We start from the raw sequence: 14,417 nt of genomic DNA on the forward strand, positions 1-14,417 counted from the left end.
GCGCGCTGCGGCGCCCACGCCCCGCAGCCCCGGCGTCACCCCGCCGCTCGGAGGCGCGCCGCGCCCCAAGTTTAGCTTTGCCGATGACAGCCGCGCCGAGCCGCCGCGCCCGGGCCTTTCGGCCCCGCTGACGCCCCCGCGCCCCGCGCTGGGTGGCGAACGTGCGCCGCCGCCCTTCCTGCGCCCCGGTTCAGGCGCCAATGGCAGCCTTGGCGCGCGCCCGCAGCCGGCCTTCCGCCCCACCTCCACCGAGGGTGGTTCGGGTTACGTGGCGCCGCCGCGCCTGCAGCCCCCGGCCGCGCCGCGCCCCGGCCTCGGGTCGGATGCCGCGGGCTATGGCACATCGCGCCGCACCCCGGCGCTGCGCCCGCCGGCGCTTGACCCCTATGCCCGGCAACCCCAGCCGGAACCGCGCGAACGTGAGCGCGAGTATATCGAGGACGAGTTCGAGGAAGAGGGCCGCACTGCGCCGCGGCTCGGCCGCCCCGCCCCGGTGGGCCGTGGCCGCGTCCAGGATGATTACGACGAGGTGTTCGAGGACGAGCAGCCGCAGCGCAGCCGCGCCAGCGCGCGCGACTACCAGGCCGCCTACGACGAGGGCGAGGAAGGCTTTGCCGACGAACCGGTGCGCCGCTCCAGCGGCCCGTGGCTGCTGCTGGCAGCCCTGCTGGTTGCCGCGGTGCTGACCGGCGTGGTGGTCTGGTATTACAGCGACAGCCTGCGCAACATCGCGGGCAGCGGGGCCTCCTCCGGTTCCGGCACGACGCCGGTGGTGACCGCCCCGGCCGACCCGGCCAAGGTGGCCGCACCCGATGCGACCGGCGGCGAAGGCCAGACCGAAGCCCCGGCGGCCCGCAAGAAGCAGATCTACGACCGCATCGTGGGCGAGCAGGAAGTGACCGGCGAGATGCAGCCGACGGAGGAAACCCCGGTGCCGCCGGAAGCCCCTCCGGCGAATGCCGACCAGGTGCCGAAGGTGGAGCCGCAGGGCAACGCCAACCCGATCCCGGCCCCGGATGCGGCGACGCAGGGCACCGGCCTGCCGGAAGTGGAGCCGCCGCCGCCGCTGCCGATCCCCGGCGCGGATGGCGCGGATGGCCAGCAGGGTAATCTGGGCCTGAAGGGCGGCAGCCAGGTGGCTGCCACCTCTGCCCAGCCGGACCTGGGAGGCACGGCCGCGCCACCGCCCATGCCCGGCACCACCAACAGCCAATCGACCGATGCAAGCACCCCGCCGCCCCCGGAAAAAGCCACCGACGGGGCGGCTCTTGTTTCTGGGGCAGGGGCAGGCGCTGCCGCCACGGCTGCCGGCGCTGCCGCGGCCGGCGCCGCTGCGACCGCTGCCGGCGCAGCTAAGTCGGTGACCGACACCGCCGCCGTGGTGACCCCGCAGCCCGACACGCAGATCACCCCACCCGCACCGGTCGAAGCCGCCTCCGAGCCGGAGCCGGCTCCCGCGCCGCCGCCCAAGAAGAAGACGGCGACCAAGAAGACCACCTCAAAGACCGCGGCGAAGCAGACCGACTACAACAATCTCGGCTCCAAGCCCGTGGTGCTGGTACCGCCTTCGCAGCAGGGTGGGGGCGAGAGTGCGGCTTCCACGGCCTCGACCGCGCCCATCGCGCCTGCGCCCTCGACGGCTGACCAGGCCGCCGCGACGGCGCCCGCCCAGCAGAAGCGCAAGACGATCTTCGACCTGTTCAATGGCGGCACCTCGACCAACATCCCGGTCGAGGAGGCAGCACCGACGCAGGTAGCCTCCGCCCCCACCCAGACCAAGCAGGCCACGGCGCCCGCCGCGCAGCCGAAGGCAGCAGCCCCGGCGTCCACCGGCGGCGGCTATGTCGTTCAGCTTGCCTCGTTCCGCACCGACATGGAGGCCAAGCAGGAATATTCTCGCCTTGCCGGTGCCTATCCGGCGGTGGTGGGTTCGCTGAAGTCGCAGATCCGCCAGACCAACGTGGGCGGCAGCCCGCGCTACCAGCTGGCGCTCGGCCCGCTGCCGACGCGCGGCGACGCCACACGGGTGTGCGGCGAACTCATTGCCGCGGGCGAGAGCGACTGCATCGTGAGGGGCCCGTGACGCGGGCGGCGCACTGACAGCATGACCGCCATTGGCGCCTTCATCTCGGGCTGTTCGGGGCCGGTGCTGAGCACGGCCGAGCGGGACTTCTTTGCCCGCAGCAATCCCTGGGGCCTGATCCTGTTCAAGCGCAACTGCGAAACCCCCGACCAGCTGAAGGCGCTGACCACGGCCTTCCGCGATGCGGTGGGCCGCAGGAACGCGCCGGTCTTCATCGACCAGGAGGGTGGCCGCGTGCAGCGCCTTGGGCCGCCGAGCAATGCCTGGCGACGCTACCCGGCGGCGCGCGCCTATGGCGAGGCCTTCAACGTCAGTGCTCTGTCCGGGCTGCGCGCGGCGCGCAACGTGGGCCGCCTGATGGCGGAGGACCTGATTGCGGCGGGCATCACCGCCAATTGCGTGCCGGTGCTGGATGTGCCGCAGCCCGGCGCCCATGAGATCGTGGGCAACCGGGCCTATTCGGACCGGGTGGAAGCCATCATGGCGCTGGCGCGGGCGCATGCGGCGGGCTTCGCCGATGGCGGCGTGCTGCCGGTGATCAAGCATATTCCCGGCCACGGCCGCGCGCGGGCCGACAGCCACCTCGAACTGCCGGTGGTGGATGCGAAGCGCAGCGAACTGGAAGCCGTGGACTTTCCGCCCTTCGCCGCCATGGCCGATGCGCCGATGGCGATGACCGCGCATGTCGTCTACACCGCCATCGACAAGACGGCGCCGGCGACGCTGTCGAAGAAGGTGATCTCCACCGTCATCCGCAAGCAGATCGGATTCCGCGGTCTGCTGATGACGGATGACCTGTCGATGAAGGCGCTGTCCGGCAGCTATGCCGAGAAGACACGGCGCGCGCTGGAGGCAGGCTGTGACATCGTGCTCCACTGCAACGGCGAGATGGCGCAGATGGAAGAGGTGGCGGCTGCCGCCGGCGTGCTGAAGGGCAAGGCCCTGGCCCGCGCCAAGGCGGCCCTCAAGATGGCGCGCAAGCCGCAGCCCTTCGACCGCAAGCAGGCGCTGCGCGACCTCGACGCCGTGCTGCCGGCCTGAGGGGCAACCGCCACACCCTGTCTTGTCCCGGCGAAGGGGTGGGAGAAGACACTACCCGCCGGTGCGGGTCATGCGGCTCAGGTAGGTGGCGAAGTCATAGTTGGGCCGTTCGAGGTGCGACAGGTGGCCGGGGGCGGCCATGTCGGAGCACAGGCCGCGATAGACCCGCTCGGTGCAGCCCTTGTCCTCGACATTCACCTTGTCGAGCAGGTCCTTCAGTGTACGGAACAGTTCCGGCGCGTCGGCATCGGCGAGGAAGTCGTTGGACATGCCGCCGCCGAAGGTGACGTCGACCTGGCCCACGCTGCGCGGGTGCAGCGAGAGATACCAGAAATAACCGGGCGTCAGCGTGATGAGCAGCGAAGGGTAGAGCGCCAGCAGGAAGGTGGTGCGGCGGAGATCGCCCTCCATCCGGTGGTTCGACGGGTGCGCGCAGGCGATGCGGAAGGCGGGGTCCTTCAGGATGGTGTGCCAGTTGAAATGTGGCGGCGAAGGCGGGCAGACCATTTCGTCGAGCTTCGACAATCCGCCGATGGTGCCGGCGTGGCAGACCGGCAGGTGATAGCTCTCCATGAAATTCTCGGCGAGGATCTTCCAGTTGGTGTTCCACACGAAGTGCTCGTTGAACCATTCGGTGTAGTTCGTCATGTCATAGGGACGGATCAGCTCCTCGACGTCGGCGAAATGCGTGGCGACTGCCGTTGCGCCCGGGTTGAGCGACACCATGATCCAGCCGAGCCACACCTCGCACCTGACCTGAGGCAGGCGGTAATGCTCCTTGCAGAAACCCTCGTTCGCCTTCATCGCAGGCGCGCCGCGCAGGTGCCCGTCGGCCTCGTAGGTCCAGCCATGATAGGGGCAGGTGATGAGCCGCGCATTGCCGCGCCCCTCGAGAAGCACCGACATGCGATGCAGGCAGACGTTGGACTGGCAGCGGATGGTGCCGTCCTTGCCCCTGATCACCATCAGCGGCTGGCCGGCGAGTTCGAAGGCGATGTAGTCGCCGGCTTCCTTCAGCGAGGAGGCGCGCCCCACGCAATACCATTCCTTCGCGAAGACCCTTTCAAGCTCCGCATCGAGGAAGGCCTGCGAGGTGTAGACGCTCTTCGGCATGGCCCGTGCCTGCTCGAAAGGCAGCGCCACATTCGCAGCAAGCTCGGCAACCGGGTCGACGGGGCTGTGGACGTTCATGGTGCACCTCCGATGCAGGGGAGGCTAACGCAACGGGGCACCGGCAGGGAGGGAGTTCTCTTCATGGGTGCCATGAGATGAGGTCTCCCTCCGCTCACCTCGCCCGGGCCTGACCCGGGCGCCCTTTGGGGCCGCCAAGAAGGATGCGCGGGTCGAGCCCGCGCAAGGTGAAGGGTGGGGCTAGAGAAGCCCCCGCTTCGCCAGGTTCCTGAACAGGTGGCTCGCCCCAAACGTCCACGGCGCCGCCTTGTCGGTTGAGGTCATGCGGTTGGCCAGCGTGCCGAGCTGCGGGGCGCTCACCGTCACCACGTCGCCCAGCTTGTGGGTGAAGCCCTTGCCCACTGCGTCGCGGTCCTCGATGGGGGCGAAGAGCGTGCCGAGGAACAGGATCGCTCCGTCCGGGTACTGGTGATGCGGGCCGATCATCTGGGCCACGAGGTCCGCCGGGTCGCGGCTGATCTTCGCCATGTTGGAGCCGCCGTCCAGCACATAGCCGTCCTCGCCCTCGACCCTGAGGGAGAGCTGCATGTGGCGCACGTCATCGAGCGAGAAGGAGGCGTCGAACAGCCGGATCATCGGGCCCAGCGCGCAGGAGGCATTGTTGTCCTTGGCCTTGCCGAGCAGCAGTGCCGAGCGGCCCTCGACGTCGCGCAGGTTCACGTCATTGCCCAGCGTGGCGCCGACGATGCGGCCCGACGAGGCGACGACGACGACGACCTCGGGCTCCGGGTTGTTCCAGCTCGAAACGGGATTGAGCCCGGCCTCCATGCCGCTGCCCACGGAAGCCATGATCTGCGACTTGGTGAAGATCTCGGCATCGGGACCGATGCCCACCTCGAGGTACTGCGACCAGGCGCCCTTTTCCATCAGCACCTTCTTCAGTTCCATCGCCTCGGCCGAGCCGGCACGGAGCTTCGACAGATCATCGCCGATCAGCGTTCCGATGGTGGCGCGGATCTCGGCGGCGGCGGCCGGGTTGCCGCGCGCGCGCTCCTCGATGACGCGTTCGAGCATCGAGGTGGCGAAGGTGACGCCCGCGGCCTTCAGCGCCTGGAGGTCGACGGGTGCGAGCAGCCACGGACGTGACGGGTCGCGCGCCTCAGGCGGCGTATTGGCCATGATGGCGTCGACGCCGCCGAGGCCGGGGCCGCGGGCGCTGCGCGCGGCGTCCGCGGGGTCGGGGGCTTCGCACAGGTCGCGCAGGGTGGGGAAGGCGGCCGTGATGTCGATCAATTGTCCGGCCTCGCGCTTCACCACGCAGGGGCCCTCCACCTCCGGGTTCCACACGCGGCCCACGAGCAGGCCCTCGGCCGGGAGCGATGACGATGACATGTAACGTGCAAGCGATGGCATGGGGCGGCCCTTCATGTGCGAGCCGTCGAGCTTATCGCTCAGCGCAGCGCGCTGTCGAGGTCGCTCCTTTCGAGCGGGGTGAGGAATTCGATGGCGAAGCCCTCCGCGAAATGCCGGACCACCCGGCCCTTCATCCGCCCCAGCGTGACGGGCGATCCGATCGAGGGCTTGATGCGGCAGCGGAGCCCCGCGCCGGAGAGCGAGATGTCGATCACCTCACAGGGCTGGTCGCGCCCGCCGGGCAGGGTGAAGCGCGCCGCGCTGCTGCGCGGCTCATAGCGGGTGTGGCGGCGCTCGGCGGCGGCCAGCCCGCGCTCGCGCCGCACCAGCCAGCGCAGGTGCCGCACGAAGCGTGGCTGGCGGCCGGGGATGAAGTCGAAGTTCACCCAGAAGCCACCCTCGGCGGTCTCGCCCACAATGCCGTCGACGCGTCCGATCTCCTCGATCAGCGCGGTGAGCGGGGTTCCCTCCGGAACTGTCTCGCTGCACAGGAACAAGGCGCTGTCCGGGTCGATCGCGGTCACATCGCAGCTGCGCTCCGCCCCGCCGGGCAGCAGCAGGCGGGCCGGAAGGCTCTGCGGCATGAGGGTGGCGGACTGGGCGGCGGACGCAAGCCGCTTGCCGAAATGCGTCACGCTGGGGTCTCCGCGCGGAGGTGTCAGGGAAGGTCGAGGCCACCTGATATCAGGCGGAACTTGCGGGGGGCCTGCGCGGGCGGGCGTGCCCCCAGGGCATCACCGCCGCCCTCGAACAGGCGCAGCCCTGCAAGATCGGCAGGGACCAGCCGGTCATAGCTCCAGATCTCCGGGTTGCCATGCGGGAACAATCCGCCCAGCACATGCACGCTGTGCCCGTCGCGCGCCGTCATCGGCAGGGCCAGCATGTCGGCGCCGATGCGCTGGCCGCGGTCGGTGAGGAAGCGGATGCGGAAATGGGCGGGCTGCAGCCTTGCCGTCACCGCGCCCAGCGCCCGGGCCATGGCGGCGCGCTCGAAGCGGGGCCAGCCGTCCAGTGCGTCCGCCCCGGTCATCTCCTTGCGGAGAAAGCCGCAGAGTGCGGTGCCGGCAAGGCGGTAGGTGAAGGACGAGGCCCCGCCGGCGGGTTCCAGAATGAACAGCCAGGGCGCCTGGCGGCGGAGCTGTCTCAAATCGAGATCGCCGCGCGCCGGGGCAGGGCGCTCGCCCTTCGCCGCCTGCCAGTGGCCGAGCAGCAACCGGGCGCCCGGATGGAGGATCAAATCCTCTTGGCTTCCCCGTGCCTCCCCGCTAACCCACATGCGCAAACCCCCTACCGGAGCGCAGGCGCACCGGTGTTTCAGAATGACCTCACGGGGCTGCCGCTGCAGTCTTCGTGCCAGATGGAAGGACGAGGCGTGTCGGAGCAGCAGTACCCGCGCGGCAACTGGGGGCCGGTGAAGCCGCCGCCCGCCTTCAACGTGCCCGCCATCGTGGCGGTGGTGATCGGCCTTCTGGCTGCGATCTTCGTGGGGCTGTGGCTGGGCGGGCAGGACTGGGAGGTGTGGTCGCTCGCCGTCTTCGCGCTGATCCCCTCGCGCTTCACCGACCCGGGCCTGCCGATGCTGCAGGGCTCGCAATACTGGTCGCTCGCCACCTACATGCTGCTGCACGGCAGCTGGATGCACCTTGCCTTCAACTGCATCTGGCTCCTCATCTTCGGAACGCCGGTGGCGCGCTATCTGGGCAATGGCAAGTTCCTGGCGATCTGCCTCGTCTCCGGCGTGGCGGGCGGCCTTGCGAGCCTGTTCCTGCACTGGGGCCAGGAAATCGTCGTGGTCGGCGCCTCGGGTGCCGTCATGGGGTTGATGGCGGCAGCGATCCCGCTGATGTACGGCGAGCGGCTGCCGCGTGGCGGCTGGCGCCCGGCCAGCCTTCCCGAACTGCTGCGCAACCGCCGCGCCCTGGTGTTCACCGGCGTGGTGCTGGCGATCACCCTGTTCTCGGGTGGCACGGGGTGGACCGGCAACAGCTTCCTCGCCGACAGCGGCATTGCCTGGGAAGCCCATATCGGCGGCTTCTTCGGCGGCCTCCTCGCCTTCTACGTGCTCGCACCCCGGGTGCAACACGTCTGAAACCGTGTTAGCCTCGCTGCCGTTCACGCGCAGGAAGGAGGCTCCACCATGGCAGTTGCTCACATCCTCAGGCAGAAGGGCGCGGCGGTGATCACCGTCAGGCCCGCGGACAGCGTCCAGTCCATCGTCGACACCCTGGCCAGGCACCGCATCGGCGCCGTGGTGGTGGTGGACGAGGCCGGCGCCATCGCGGGCATCGTATCAGAGCGCGACGTGGTGCGCGCCATGGCGGGCGACCTCGCCGGCGTGGCCAGCCGCACGGCGGGCGACATCATGACGACGAAGGTCGTCACCTGCACGCCCGCCGACTCCGAGGCCGACCTGATGCAGATGATGACCGAGAGCCGCATCCGCCACCTGCCCGTCGTCGCCAATGGCCGGCTGGCCGGCATGGTGTCGATCGGCGACGTGGTGAAGCTGCGCATCGAGACGATGGAAGCCGAAGCCGACCAGATGAAGTCCTACATCGCCTCCGCCGGCTGATCACCAACCATAAACAGTGGCAACGGGGGTGACGCCTGCCGCGCCGCCGGACCGCCCGTGGCGTGCCGGCATGGCTGCCACACACGCCGGCCTTCACCATTCCCGCACAAGGGCGTTGCCAATCACGCGGCACTCTCTAGAAGGTAATTACCAACAAAATAGAGAATAAGTAAAAATACCGAGGAGAGGCCGTGATGCCGCTATCCACCCGTCACCTCATCCGCAGCGGCGCCCTTGCCATCGCTGCTCTCGCCATGGCGCCGCTCGCTTCACAGTTCGCCTTGCCCGCCGCGAGCGCCTGGGCGGCGGCTCGCCCCGTCGCCAGCCTGGCAGACATCCGGCGTCTCGCGGCGGAGGCCTACATGTGGGGCCTGGGGCCGGAGTTCACCTGGCGCTTCGCCACCTACAACACCACGATCAGCGCACCCATGAACGCGCTGACCTATGGAGTCAGCCCCGCGGCGTGGAACAATTCCGCCACCAACGCGGGCGATTCATCGGTCATCTACATCAACGGCTTCATGGATTTCAGCGCGGGCGCCGAACTGGTCCTCACCGTGCCGCCGTCGCGCAACCAGTATTACGTGGTCAACTATCTCGACGACTTCATCAATACCATCGGCAGCATCGGCACCCGCACCACGCCGTCGGATGCCGACACGTCCTACCTGCTCGTCGGCCCCGGCTCGCGCTATGCCGGGCAGAAGACGGCGCGCATCGGCGGGCGGGTGCTTCCCGTCATGGCCTCGGACACCAACCTCAACTGGATGCTGATCCGCATCCTCACCAGCACGCTGGCGGATGGCACTTCGCCCGATTCCACGCCTTCGGTCTACGAGAACGTCAGCAAGAAATTCGCGCTCAACACGCTGGCCGAATTCCGTGCCAATGGCTTCAAGCCCGTCTATCCCGCCGACTACAGCAATCCTCCGCCCACGGATGAAGAGATCGCCCGGGCCGCGCCCTACAAGGACACGCCCGCCGAGGCCGTGCGCTTCCTCGACCAGCTGGGCCAGTCGCTGGTAAAGAGCCCCATTCCGCGCCTCAACACCGCGCTCGGCGGCACGCCGCTGCGCAGGCTGCCGGCCTATGTGGTTCCGCAATATGGTGCCCGCACGCTCTACCTGCCGCCCTCCTTCGGGCAGCAGCAGACCTTGCAGCGCTTCGCGAAGATCGGCCTCACCGCCAAGGGCTTCAAGGTGCCGCAGGGCTGGGGTGCCCCGCAACTCGCGGCGCTGCAGCAGGGCTATGAAGACGGACAGAAGGCACTCGCCGCGGCCATCGCCGGGCAGGCGCCGGACGCCACCACCAATTACTGGACGCTCCTCAACGACCTGATCGGCACCTATCCGAACACGCCCGAGGGTTATCTCGTGCGCTCCACCATCGTGCTCAATGGAGGCTCGGCCAACATCCCGCTTGATGCCGTCTACCCGAGCATGACGAGCTACAACGGCACCGACCTGCTGGACGGCAACAGCAACTACACCATCACCTTCACGCCGGCCCAGCTGGGGGCACCGCTTCCCGTCACCGGCATCTACCCGCCGCAGGTGACGGATGGGGAGGGCAAGATCCGCGGCTTCTGGTCGGTCACCGTCTATCAGCCGGATGCCAGCGAAGTGGCGGCCCCCTTCCTCACCCAGGCGGCAGTGCTCAACAACGCCTATTCGAGCGCCGGCAGCGAGGTTCTCTCGGTTGACCCCACGGCCGACACCATTACCGTCACCGCGCCCGACTGGGGCAAGCTCATCGCCAGCACGCCGATCCTGTTCGACGGCTCCGCCGCCGCGGGCTGCGGGCTGGCGCCCAAGTCGGCGAACGGCGTCTATTTCGTGGCCGCCGACCCGGTCGAGGGCACGGGGCCGGGCGGCGTCACCACCTACACATTCCCGCTCTCCACCCAGTGGAAGCAGGAGATCTCGGCCGACAAGGTGCCCATCCAGTATTCGGGCGCGGCGGGGGCCACGGTGGACCTCACCTGCAACTCCGGCAGCAATCTCGACTGGGGCATGCTGAAGCCTGTGTCGCAGCTCGGGTCCAGCGAACTGGAAGACGGCAAGCTGGTGAAGAACCCAGATGGCTCGCTGACCATCTTCATCGGTCCGACGCCGCCGGCGGATGCCGCAAAGCTGCCGAACTGGATCCCGACGCCGTCCACCGCCTATTATGACGGCATCTATGGCGCGGGCTCCGACCTCAGCACCACGCTGCAGGTGATCCTGCGCAGCTATTACCCCACGCCGGGCGACCAGCCGCCCTCGATGCTGCCTTATGTGGCAGGGAACCTGCCGGAAAGCTACATTCCGCCCGCCATCGTGCCGGCAGGGCTTTGCGGTTCCGCACCCCAGGGGACGGGGGCCGCCGGGGTCATCGCCAACGGCTGCTAGTAGACCTGCTTGGGATCGAACAGGCGGGTTTCGTCGATGAAGACGAGCCCGCCCTTTTCCACCCGGCGGTAGAAGCAGCTGCGCCGGCCGGTGTGGCAGGCGGCTCCCTTGCCCTGGGGAATGGCCTTCAGCAGCAGCACGTCCTGGTCGCAGTCGGTGAGGATCTCCGTCACCTGCAGCGTCTCGCCGGATGTTTCGCCCTTCTTCCACAGCGCCTGGCGCGAGCGGCTCCAGAAATGGGCAACGCCCGTTTCCTGCGTCAGGCGCAGCGCCTCGGCATTCATGTGGGCGACCATCAGGATCGCGTTGTCGCGCGCGTCGCTGACCACGGCGGTGATCAGTCCGGATGAATCGAACCTCGGCAGAAACCTGTCGGTCTCGTCGAGGTCGCTCGCCATTTACAGGGAGAAGCCGTTGCTCGGCGCGCGGACGAGTTCCATGAAGCGCGCCTGCAGCACCGGGTTGGTCTTGAATTCGCCGGTGAACTGCGTGGTGATGGTCGCCACGTTGCGCTTGCCGATGCCGCGCATCGACATGCAGGTGTGGACGGCCTCCACCAGCACGGCGACGCCGCGCGGGTTGAGCGACTCGGAGATGGCATTGGCGATCTGCGCCGTCATGGTTTCCTGCGTCTGCAGGCGGCGGGCGAAGATTTCGACAACGCGGGCGAGCTTCGAGATGCCGACGACCGAGGCCTTCGGAAGGTAGGCCACGTGAACGCGGCCGATGAACGGCGCGATGTGATGCTCGCAATGCGAGTTGAACTCGATGTCGCGCAGCATGACGATGTCGTCGTAGCCGCCGACGTCGTTGAAGGTGCGGGAGAGGGCTTCCGCCGGGTCATCCTCGTAGCCCGAGAAATATTCACGGAAGGCCTTGGCCACGCGCTTCGGGGTGTCGAGAAGGCCCTCGCGCTCCGGATTGTCGCCGGCCCAGGCCAGGAGCGTGCGGACGGCGGCCTCCGCCTCCTCCTGCGTGGGGCGCTTCACGGGCTTCGACGGGATCTTCTTGACGACGGCTTCCATAATACTGGCTTCACTTTCCCCGAAAACGGTCCAGACTTGCGCCTGTGGACAAGCCGCCCCCATATCATGGGGCAGGGCCCGCTGGCAAACCGCCAAACGACGGTTTCAGGCCAAAGGCGAATGGGCTAGGATGTTGGAATGATTAACGAGATTTACAACCGCCAGATTCTGGGTTTCGCGGCAGACATACCCCGGTTGCAACGCTTGACGGCGCCGGATGCCACGGCCGTGGCCATTTCCCGCCTGTGCGGCTCCAAGGTGACGGTCGATGTCAGCATGAGGGACGGGGTGGTTTCGGACTTCGGCCAGGAGGTGAAGGCCTGCGCGCTGGGTCAGGCCTCCTCCTCGATCATGGCCCGCCACGTGGTGGGCTCGACCCCGGAGGAACTCCGCTCCGTCCGCGACCAGATGTACAGGATGCTGAAGGAGGAGGGCCCGGCCCCGACCGGCAAATGGGCCGAGCTCGAGGCCCTGATGCCGGTGCGCGACTTCAAGGCCCGCCACGCCTCGACCCTTCTCACCTTCGATGCCGTGGTCGACGCGATCGGCCAGATCGAGGCGAAGCAGAAGGAGGCCGCCCATGGCTGAGCCCGTCAAGGCACTGGACCTGCCCGCCCGGACCAAGACCATCTACCCGGCCCCCTATGCGGCGGCGCTGGAAGGCCGCGCCAAGCGGGCGCTGGGTGACGTCTTCAACCTCACCCAGTTCGGCGTGAACCTCACCGTGCTGGCGCCCGGCTCGTCCTCTGCCCACCGCCACTGGCATGAGAGCGAGGACGAATTCGTCTATGTGCTCGAAGGCGAGGTGACGCTGGTGGACGACGAGGGCGAGCACCTTCTGACGCCCGGCATGTGCGTCGGCTTCAAGGCCGCCGTGCCGAACGGCCACAAGCTGGTGAACAAGTCCTCCGCCCCCGCCACGTACCTCGAAGTCGGCACCCGTTCGGAAGGCGACCGTGCGCACTACCCCGAGGCCGACATGCTGGCGGTGAAGGAAGGCGGCAAGTACAGGCTGACGCACAAGGACGGGACACCTTATTGAGAGGTGCCTCGGCAGCTCCACTGCCATGAGCATACCGCCGAACATCATCATGGCCGGGCTTGTCCCGGCCATCCTCTTTCTGGCGCCCGAACAAGATGCCCGGGACGAGCCCGGGCATGATGAGAGCAGGGTGGCGTGAGACGGGGATCTCTACTTCCGCCGCTCGTCCTCGATAACGGCTATTCGCAGGCGCAACGCGCTTCACCTCTCGGCCATAGTCACCAGCGCCAGTGGAACCGGTGAGGGGAAGAAGTCCATTGCGAGGCTTGTGCAGGCATGACAACCTATACGAGCAATGTGGTCGTTTCTGAGGTCATCCACAATGGAAGTGAAAGTACTCCTGCGGCACATCGACCGGCTTCCGGCGGACACTCCCATGCTCGCAGCGACGTTGGAGGCTCATGTGGCGGGCTTGAAAGACCGGGGCGTCTGGTACCGTACCCAGAAAGAGCATCTGCAGGGCTGGCTGAGAGACTATTCAGGGCCTGGCGCCTATGGCCGCAAAGGCGGCCCGGGGCGCGATGCGAAATTCTTCTACAACCATTTTCAATGCGCCCCTGGCTTGTTCTGGTTGGCAGAGGCTGCGGGTGTGGCAAATCCGAAGCTCAAGGCTGCGGTGGCAGCCGTAACCGCGGCAGGTCCAAATCTTGCCCGCCAGTGCGCGGCACTGCGGCGGGAAATTCCATGGTCCGAGGTGGAAGCAAGCTTGTTGCGGAAGCCGTGAGCGCTGAACGGTGCGCCCATTCTCCCGAGGCCGATATGCTCAAGTAAGAAAGACAGCAAGTATCGCCTCAACCACATGGACGGGACGCTGGGCCCTCATCCGGCCTGTCGGCCACCCTTTCCCATCCCCGCGGGACGGGAGAGGGACCCGTTGCGCGATCTCACCACGAGTCCTTCTCCCGCGCGACGCGTTGGAGAAGGTGTCCGACCGGGCGGTTGAGGGAGTTTCTCCGCCCCGTTCAGTTCTTCGGCGGCCTGTTCTTGATCCGCTCCCAGAAATCCTCGCGGTTGTTCGATTTGGGGAAGGGCTCGTCCGGCACCTCGACGGCAAGGAAGCGGCACAGCGGCGGCCAGCCGTCGCGATAGTCGAACACCAGCAGTCGGTCGCCGAGGTGCGCCTTCACCGCCTCGACATGCGCGTTGTAGGCGTCGATCAGCTCGTCGCGCTCGGTGGGGCCATAGAAGCCTGCCTTTCCAAGCACTGCCTTGCCCATGCTCATGAAAGGCTGCATCGGCGGCGGGGCATTGTCGGCCCCCAGCATCAGTTGGTGGATGGTTTCCGAGAAGCTCTCGTACCAGCTCTCCGCCGTACGGCCGGAGATCACGAACTTGGCCTCCGGATAGGCCTCGGCCAGCTCCTTCCAGAATGACGCCGTGGGCCAGTCGACGGCGGAATTGTAGCCATCATAGAGTTCCTCCCAGTCGGCATCGCCCTCGGCGGCGCGCTGCCAGGCGGGGGCGTGGCGCGGCACGTCCTTGATGACCTCTTCCATGTGGTGGGTCGGGCCATAGCCGAGCCTCTCGAGCGCCAGCTTGAGCGAATAGGTACCAGTGCGCCCAACCCCGGCGCCAATCACCTGCAGTGGCATCGCATTCCTCCCGTTTGCCGGATGTCGCTCCCGGCAAAACGCTATCAGAAGGGGAGGATCGCGCCACCTGCCCGCGGGTGTAACTTGCGCTGATTTGCAGCAAAGTTAAACGCTACTCAGTCTGTCGG

The 14,417-nt window shown here is 67.8% G+C and carries 15 protein-coding genes; 8 read left to right on the top strand and 7 right to left on the bottom strand.

Annotation, left to right across the window (positions count from 1 at the left end):
- Both DK847_RS20130 and nagZ read left to right on the top strand, forming a co-directional pair.
- A partial coding sequence (locus tag DK847_RS20130; protein WP_146256206.1) for an SPOR domain-containing protein occupies positions 1-2,083 on the top strand: 2,083 nt, incomplete at its 5' end.
- Positions 2,084-2,104: 21 nt separating this feature from the next.
- Positions 2,105-3,124, top strand: coding sequence for a beta-N-acetylhexosaminidase (gene nagZ, locus DK847_RS20135; RefSeq protein WP_111200345.1), 1,020 nt, complete (start codon positions 2,105-2,107; stop codon positions 3,122-3,124).
- Between the two features lie 51 nt (positions 3,125-3,175).
- Here the strand turns inward: nagZ and DK847_RS20140 are convergent, their stop codons facing one another.
- The 4 genes from DK847_RS20140 to DK847_RS20155 form a co-directional block, all read right to left on the bottom strand.
- Positions 3,176-4,315: an aromatic ring-hydroxylating oxygenase subunit alpha gene (locus DK847_RS20140; protein WP_111200346.1), complete on the bottom strand. Its 1,140-nt coding sequence runs from the start codon at positions 4,313-4,315 to the stop codon at positions 3,176-3,178.
- 180 nt (positions 4,316-4,495) lie between these two features.
- Positions 4,496-5,668, bottom strand: a complete 1,173-nt coding sequence (locus DK847_RS20145) for a fumarylacetoacetate hydrolase family protein (protein WP_111200347.1) — start codon at positions 5,666-5,668, stop codon at positions 4,496-4,498.
- Positions 5,669-5,706: 38 nt separating this feature from the next.
- Positions 5,707-6,303, bottom strand: coding sequence for a PilZ domain-containing protein (locus DK847_RS20150; RefSeq protein WP_111200348.1), 597 nt, complete (start codon positions 6,301-6,303; stop codon positions 5,707-5,709).
- Between the two features lie 23 nt (positions 6,304-6,326).
- Positions 6,327-6,905, bottom strand: a complete 579-nt coding sequence (locus DK847_RS20155) for a PAS domain-containing protein (protein ID WP_161957406.1) — start codon at positions 6,903-6,905, stop codon at positions 6,327-6,329.
- 135 nt (positions 6,906-7,040) lie between these two features.
- Here DK847_RS20155 and DK847_RS20160 point away from each other — a divergent pair, with 135 nt between their 5' ends.
- The 3 genes from DK847_RS20160 (at position 7,041) to DK847_RS20170 (ending at position 10,630) form a co-directional block, all read left to right on the top strand.
- The gene (locus DK847_RS20160) at positions 7,041-7,757 is read left to right on the top strand and encodes a rhomboid family intramembrane serine protease (protein WP_161957407.1); all 717 of its coding nucleotides are present in this window, start codon (positions 7,041-7,043) and stop codon (positions 7,755-7,757) included.
- Positions 7,758-7,805: 48 nt separating this feature from the next.
- Positions 7,806-8,240 carry a CBS domain-containing protein gene (locus DK847_RS20165; RefSeq protein WP_111200351.1) on the top strand — a complete coding sequence of 145 codons (435 nt, stop codon included), beginning with the start codon at positions 7,806-7,808 and terminating at the stop codon, positions 8,238-8,240.
- 194 nt (positions 8,241-8,434) lie between these two features.
- On the top strand, positions 8,435-10,630 hold the full coding sequence (locus DK847_RS20170; protein WP_111200352.1) for a DUF1254 domain-containing protein: 2,196 nt from the start codon (positions 8,435-8,437) through the stop codon (positions 10,628-10,630).
- Here the strand turns inward: DK847_RS20170 and hisI are convergent.
- Both hisI and folE read right to left on the bottom strand, forming a co-directional pair.
- Positions 10,627-11,028 carry a phosphoribosyl-AMP cyclohydrolase gene (gene hisI, locus DK847_RS20175; protein WP_111200353.1) on the bottom strand — a complete coding sequence of 134 codons (402 nt, stop codon included), beginning with the start codon at positions 11,026-11,028 and terminating at the stop codon, positions 10,627-10,629. The two genes, DK847_RS20170 and hisI, sit on opposite strands and share 4 nt — an antisense overlap.
- On the bottom strand, positions 11,029-11,655 hold the full coding sequence (gene folE / locus DK847_RS20180; protein ID WP_111200354.1) for a GTP cyclohydrolase I FolE: 627 nt from the start codon (positions 11,653-11,655) through the stop codon (positions 11,029-11,031). It lies immediately after the preceding gene.
- 138 nt (positions 11,656-11,793) lie between these two features.
- Here folE and DK847_RS20185 point away from each other — a divergent pair, with 138 nt between their 5' ends.
- The 3 genes from DK847_RS20185 (at position 11,794) to DK847_RS20195 (ending at position 13,421) form a co-directional block, all read left to right on the top strand.
- Positions 11,794-12,243 carry an iron-sulfur cluster assembly scaffold protein gene (locus DK847_RS20185; protein ID WP_111200355.1) on the top strand — a complete coding sequence of 150 codons (450 nt, stop codon included), beginning with the start codon at positions 11,794-11,796 and terminating at the stop codon, positions 12,241-12,243.
- A complete protein-coding gene (locus DK847_RS20190; RefSeq protein ID WP_111200356.1) occupies positions 12,236-12,697 on the top strand; it encodes a cupin domain-containing protein in 462 nt (153 codons plus the stop codon). Before DK847_RS20185 ends, DK847_RS20190 begins: the two co-directional genes overlap by 8 nt.
- Positions 12,698-13,073: 376 nt before the next feature.
- Positions 13,074-13,421, top strand: a complete 348-nt coding sequence (locus DK847_RS20195) for a hypothetical protein (RefSeq protein ID WP_146256207.1) — start codon at positions 13,074-13,076, stop codon at positions 13,419-13,421.
- Positions 13,422-13,659: 238 nt separating this feature from the next.
- Here the strand turns inward: DK847_RS20195 and DK847_RS20200 are convergent, their stop codons facing one another.
- Positions 13,660-14,289 carry a sulfotransferase family protein gene (locus DK847_RS20200; RefSeq protein ID WP_111200358.1) on the bottom strand — a complete coding sequence of 210 codons (630 nt, stop codon included), beginning with the start codon at positions 14,287-14,289 and terminating at the stop codon, positions 13,660-13,662.
- Positions 14,290-14,417: the final 128 nt, after the last annotated feature.

This window comes from Aestuariivirga litoralis (assembly GCF_003234965.1).
GTDB classification, from domain to species: domain Bacteria; phylum Pseudomonadota; class Alphaproteobacteria; order Rhizobiales; family Aestuariivirgaceae; genus Aestuariivirga; species Aestuariivirga litoralis.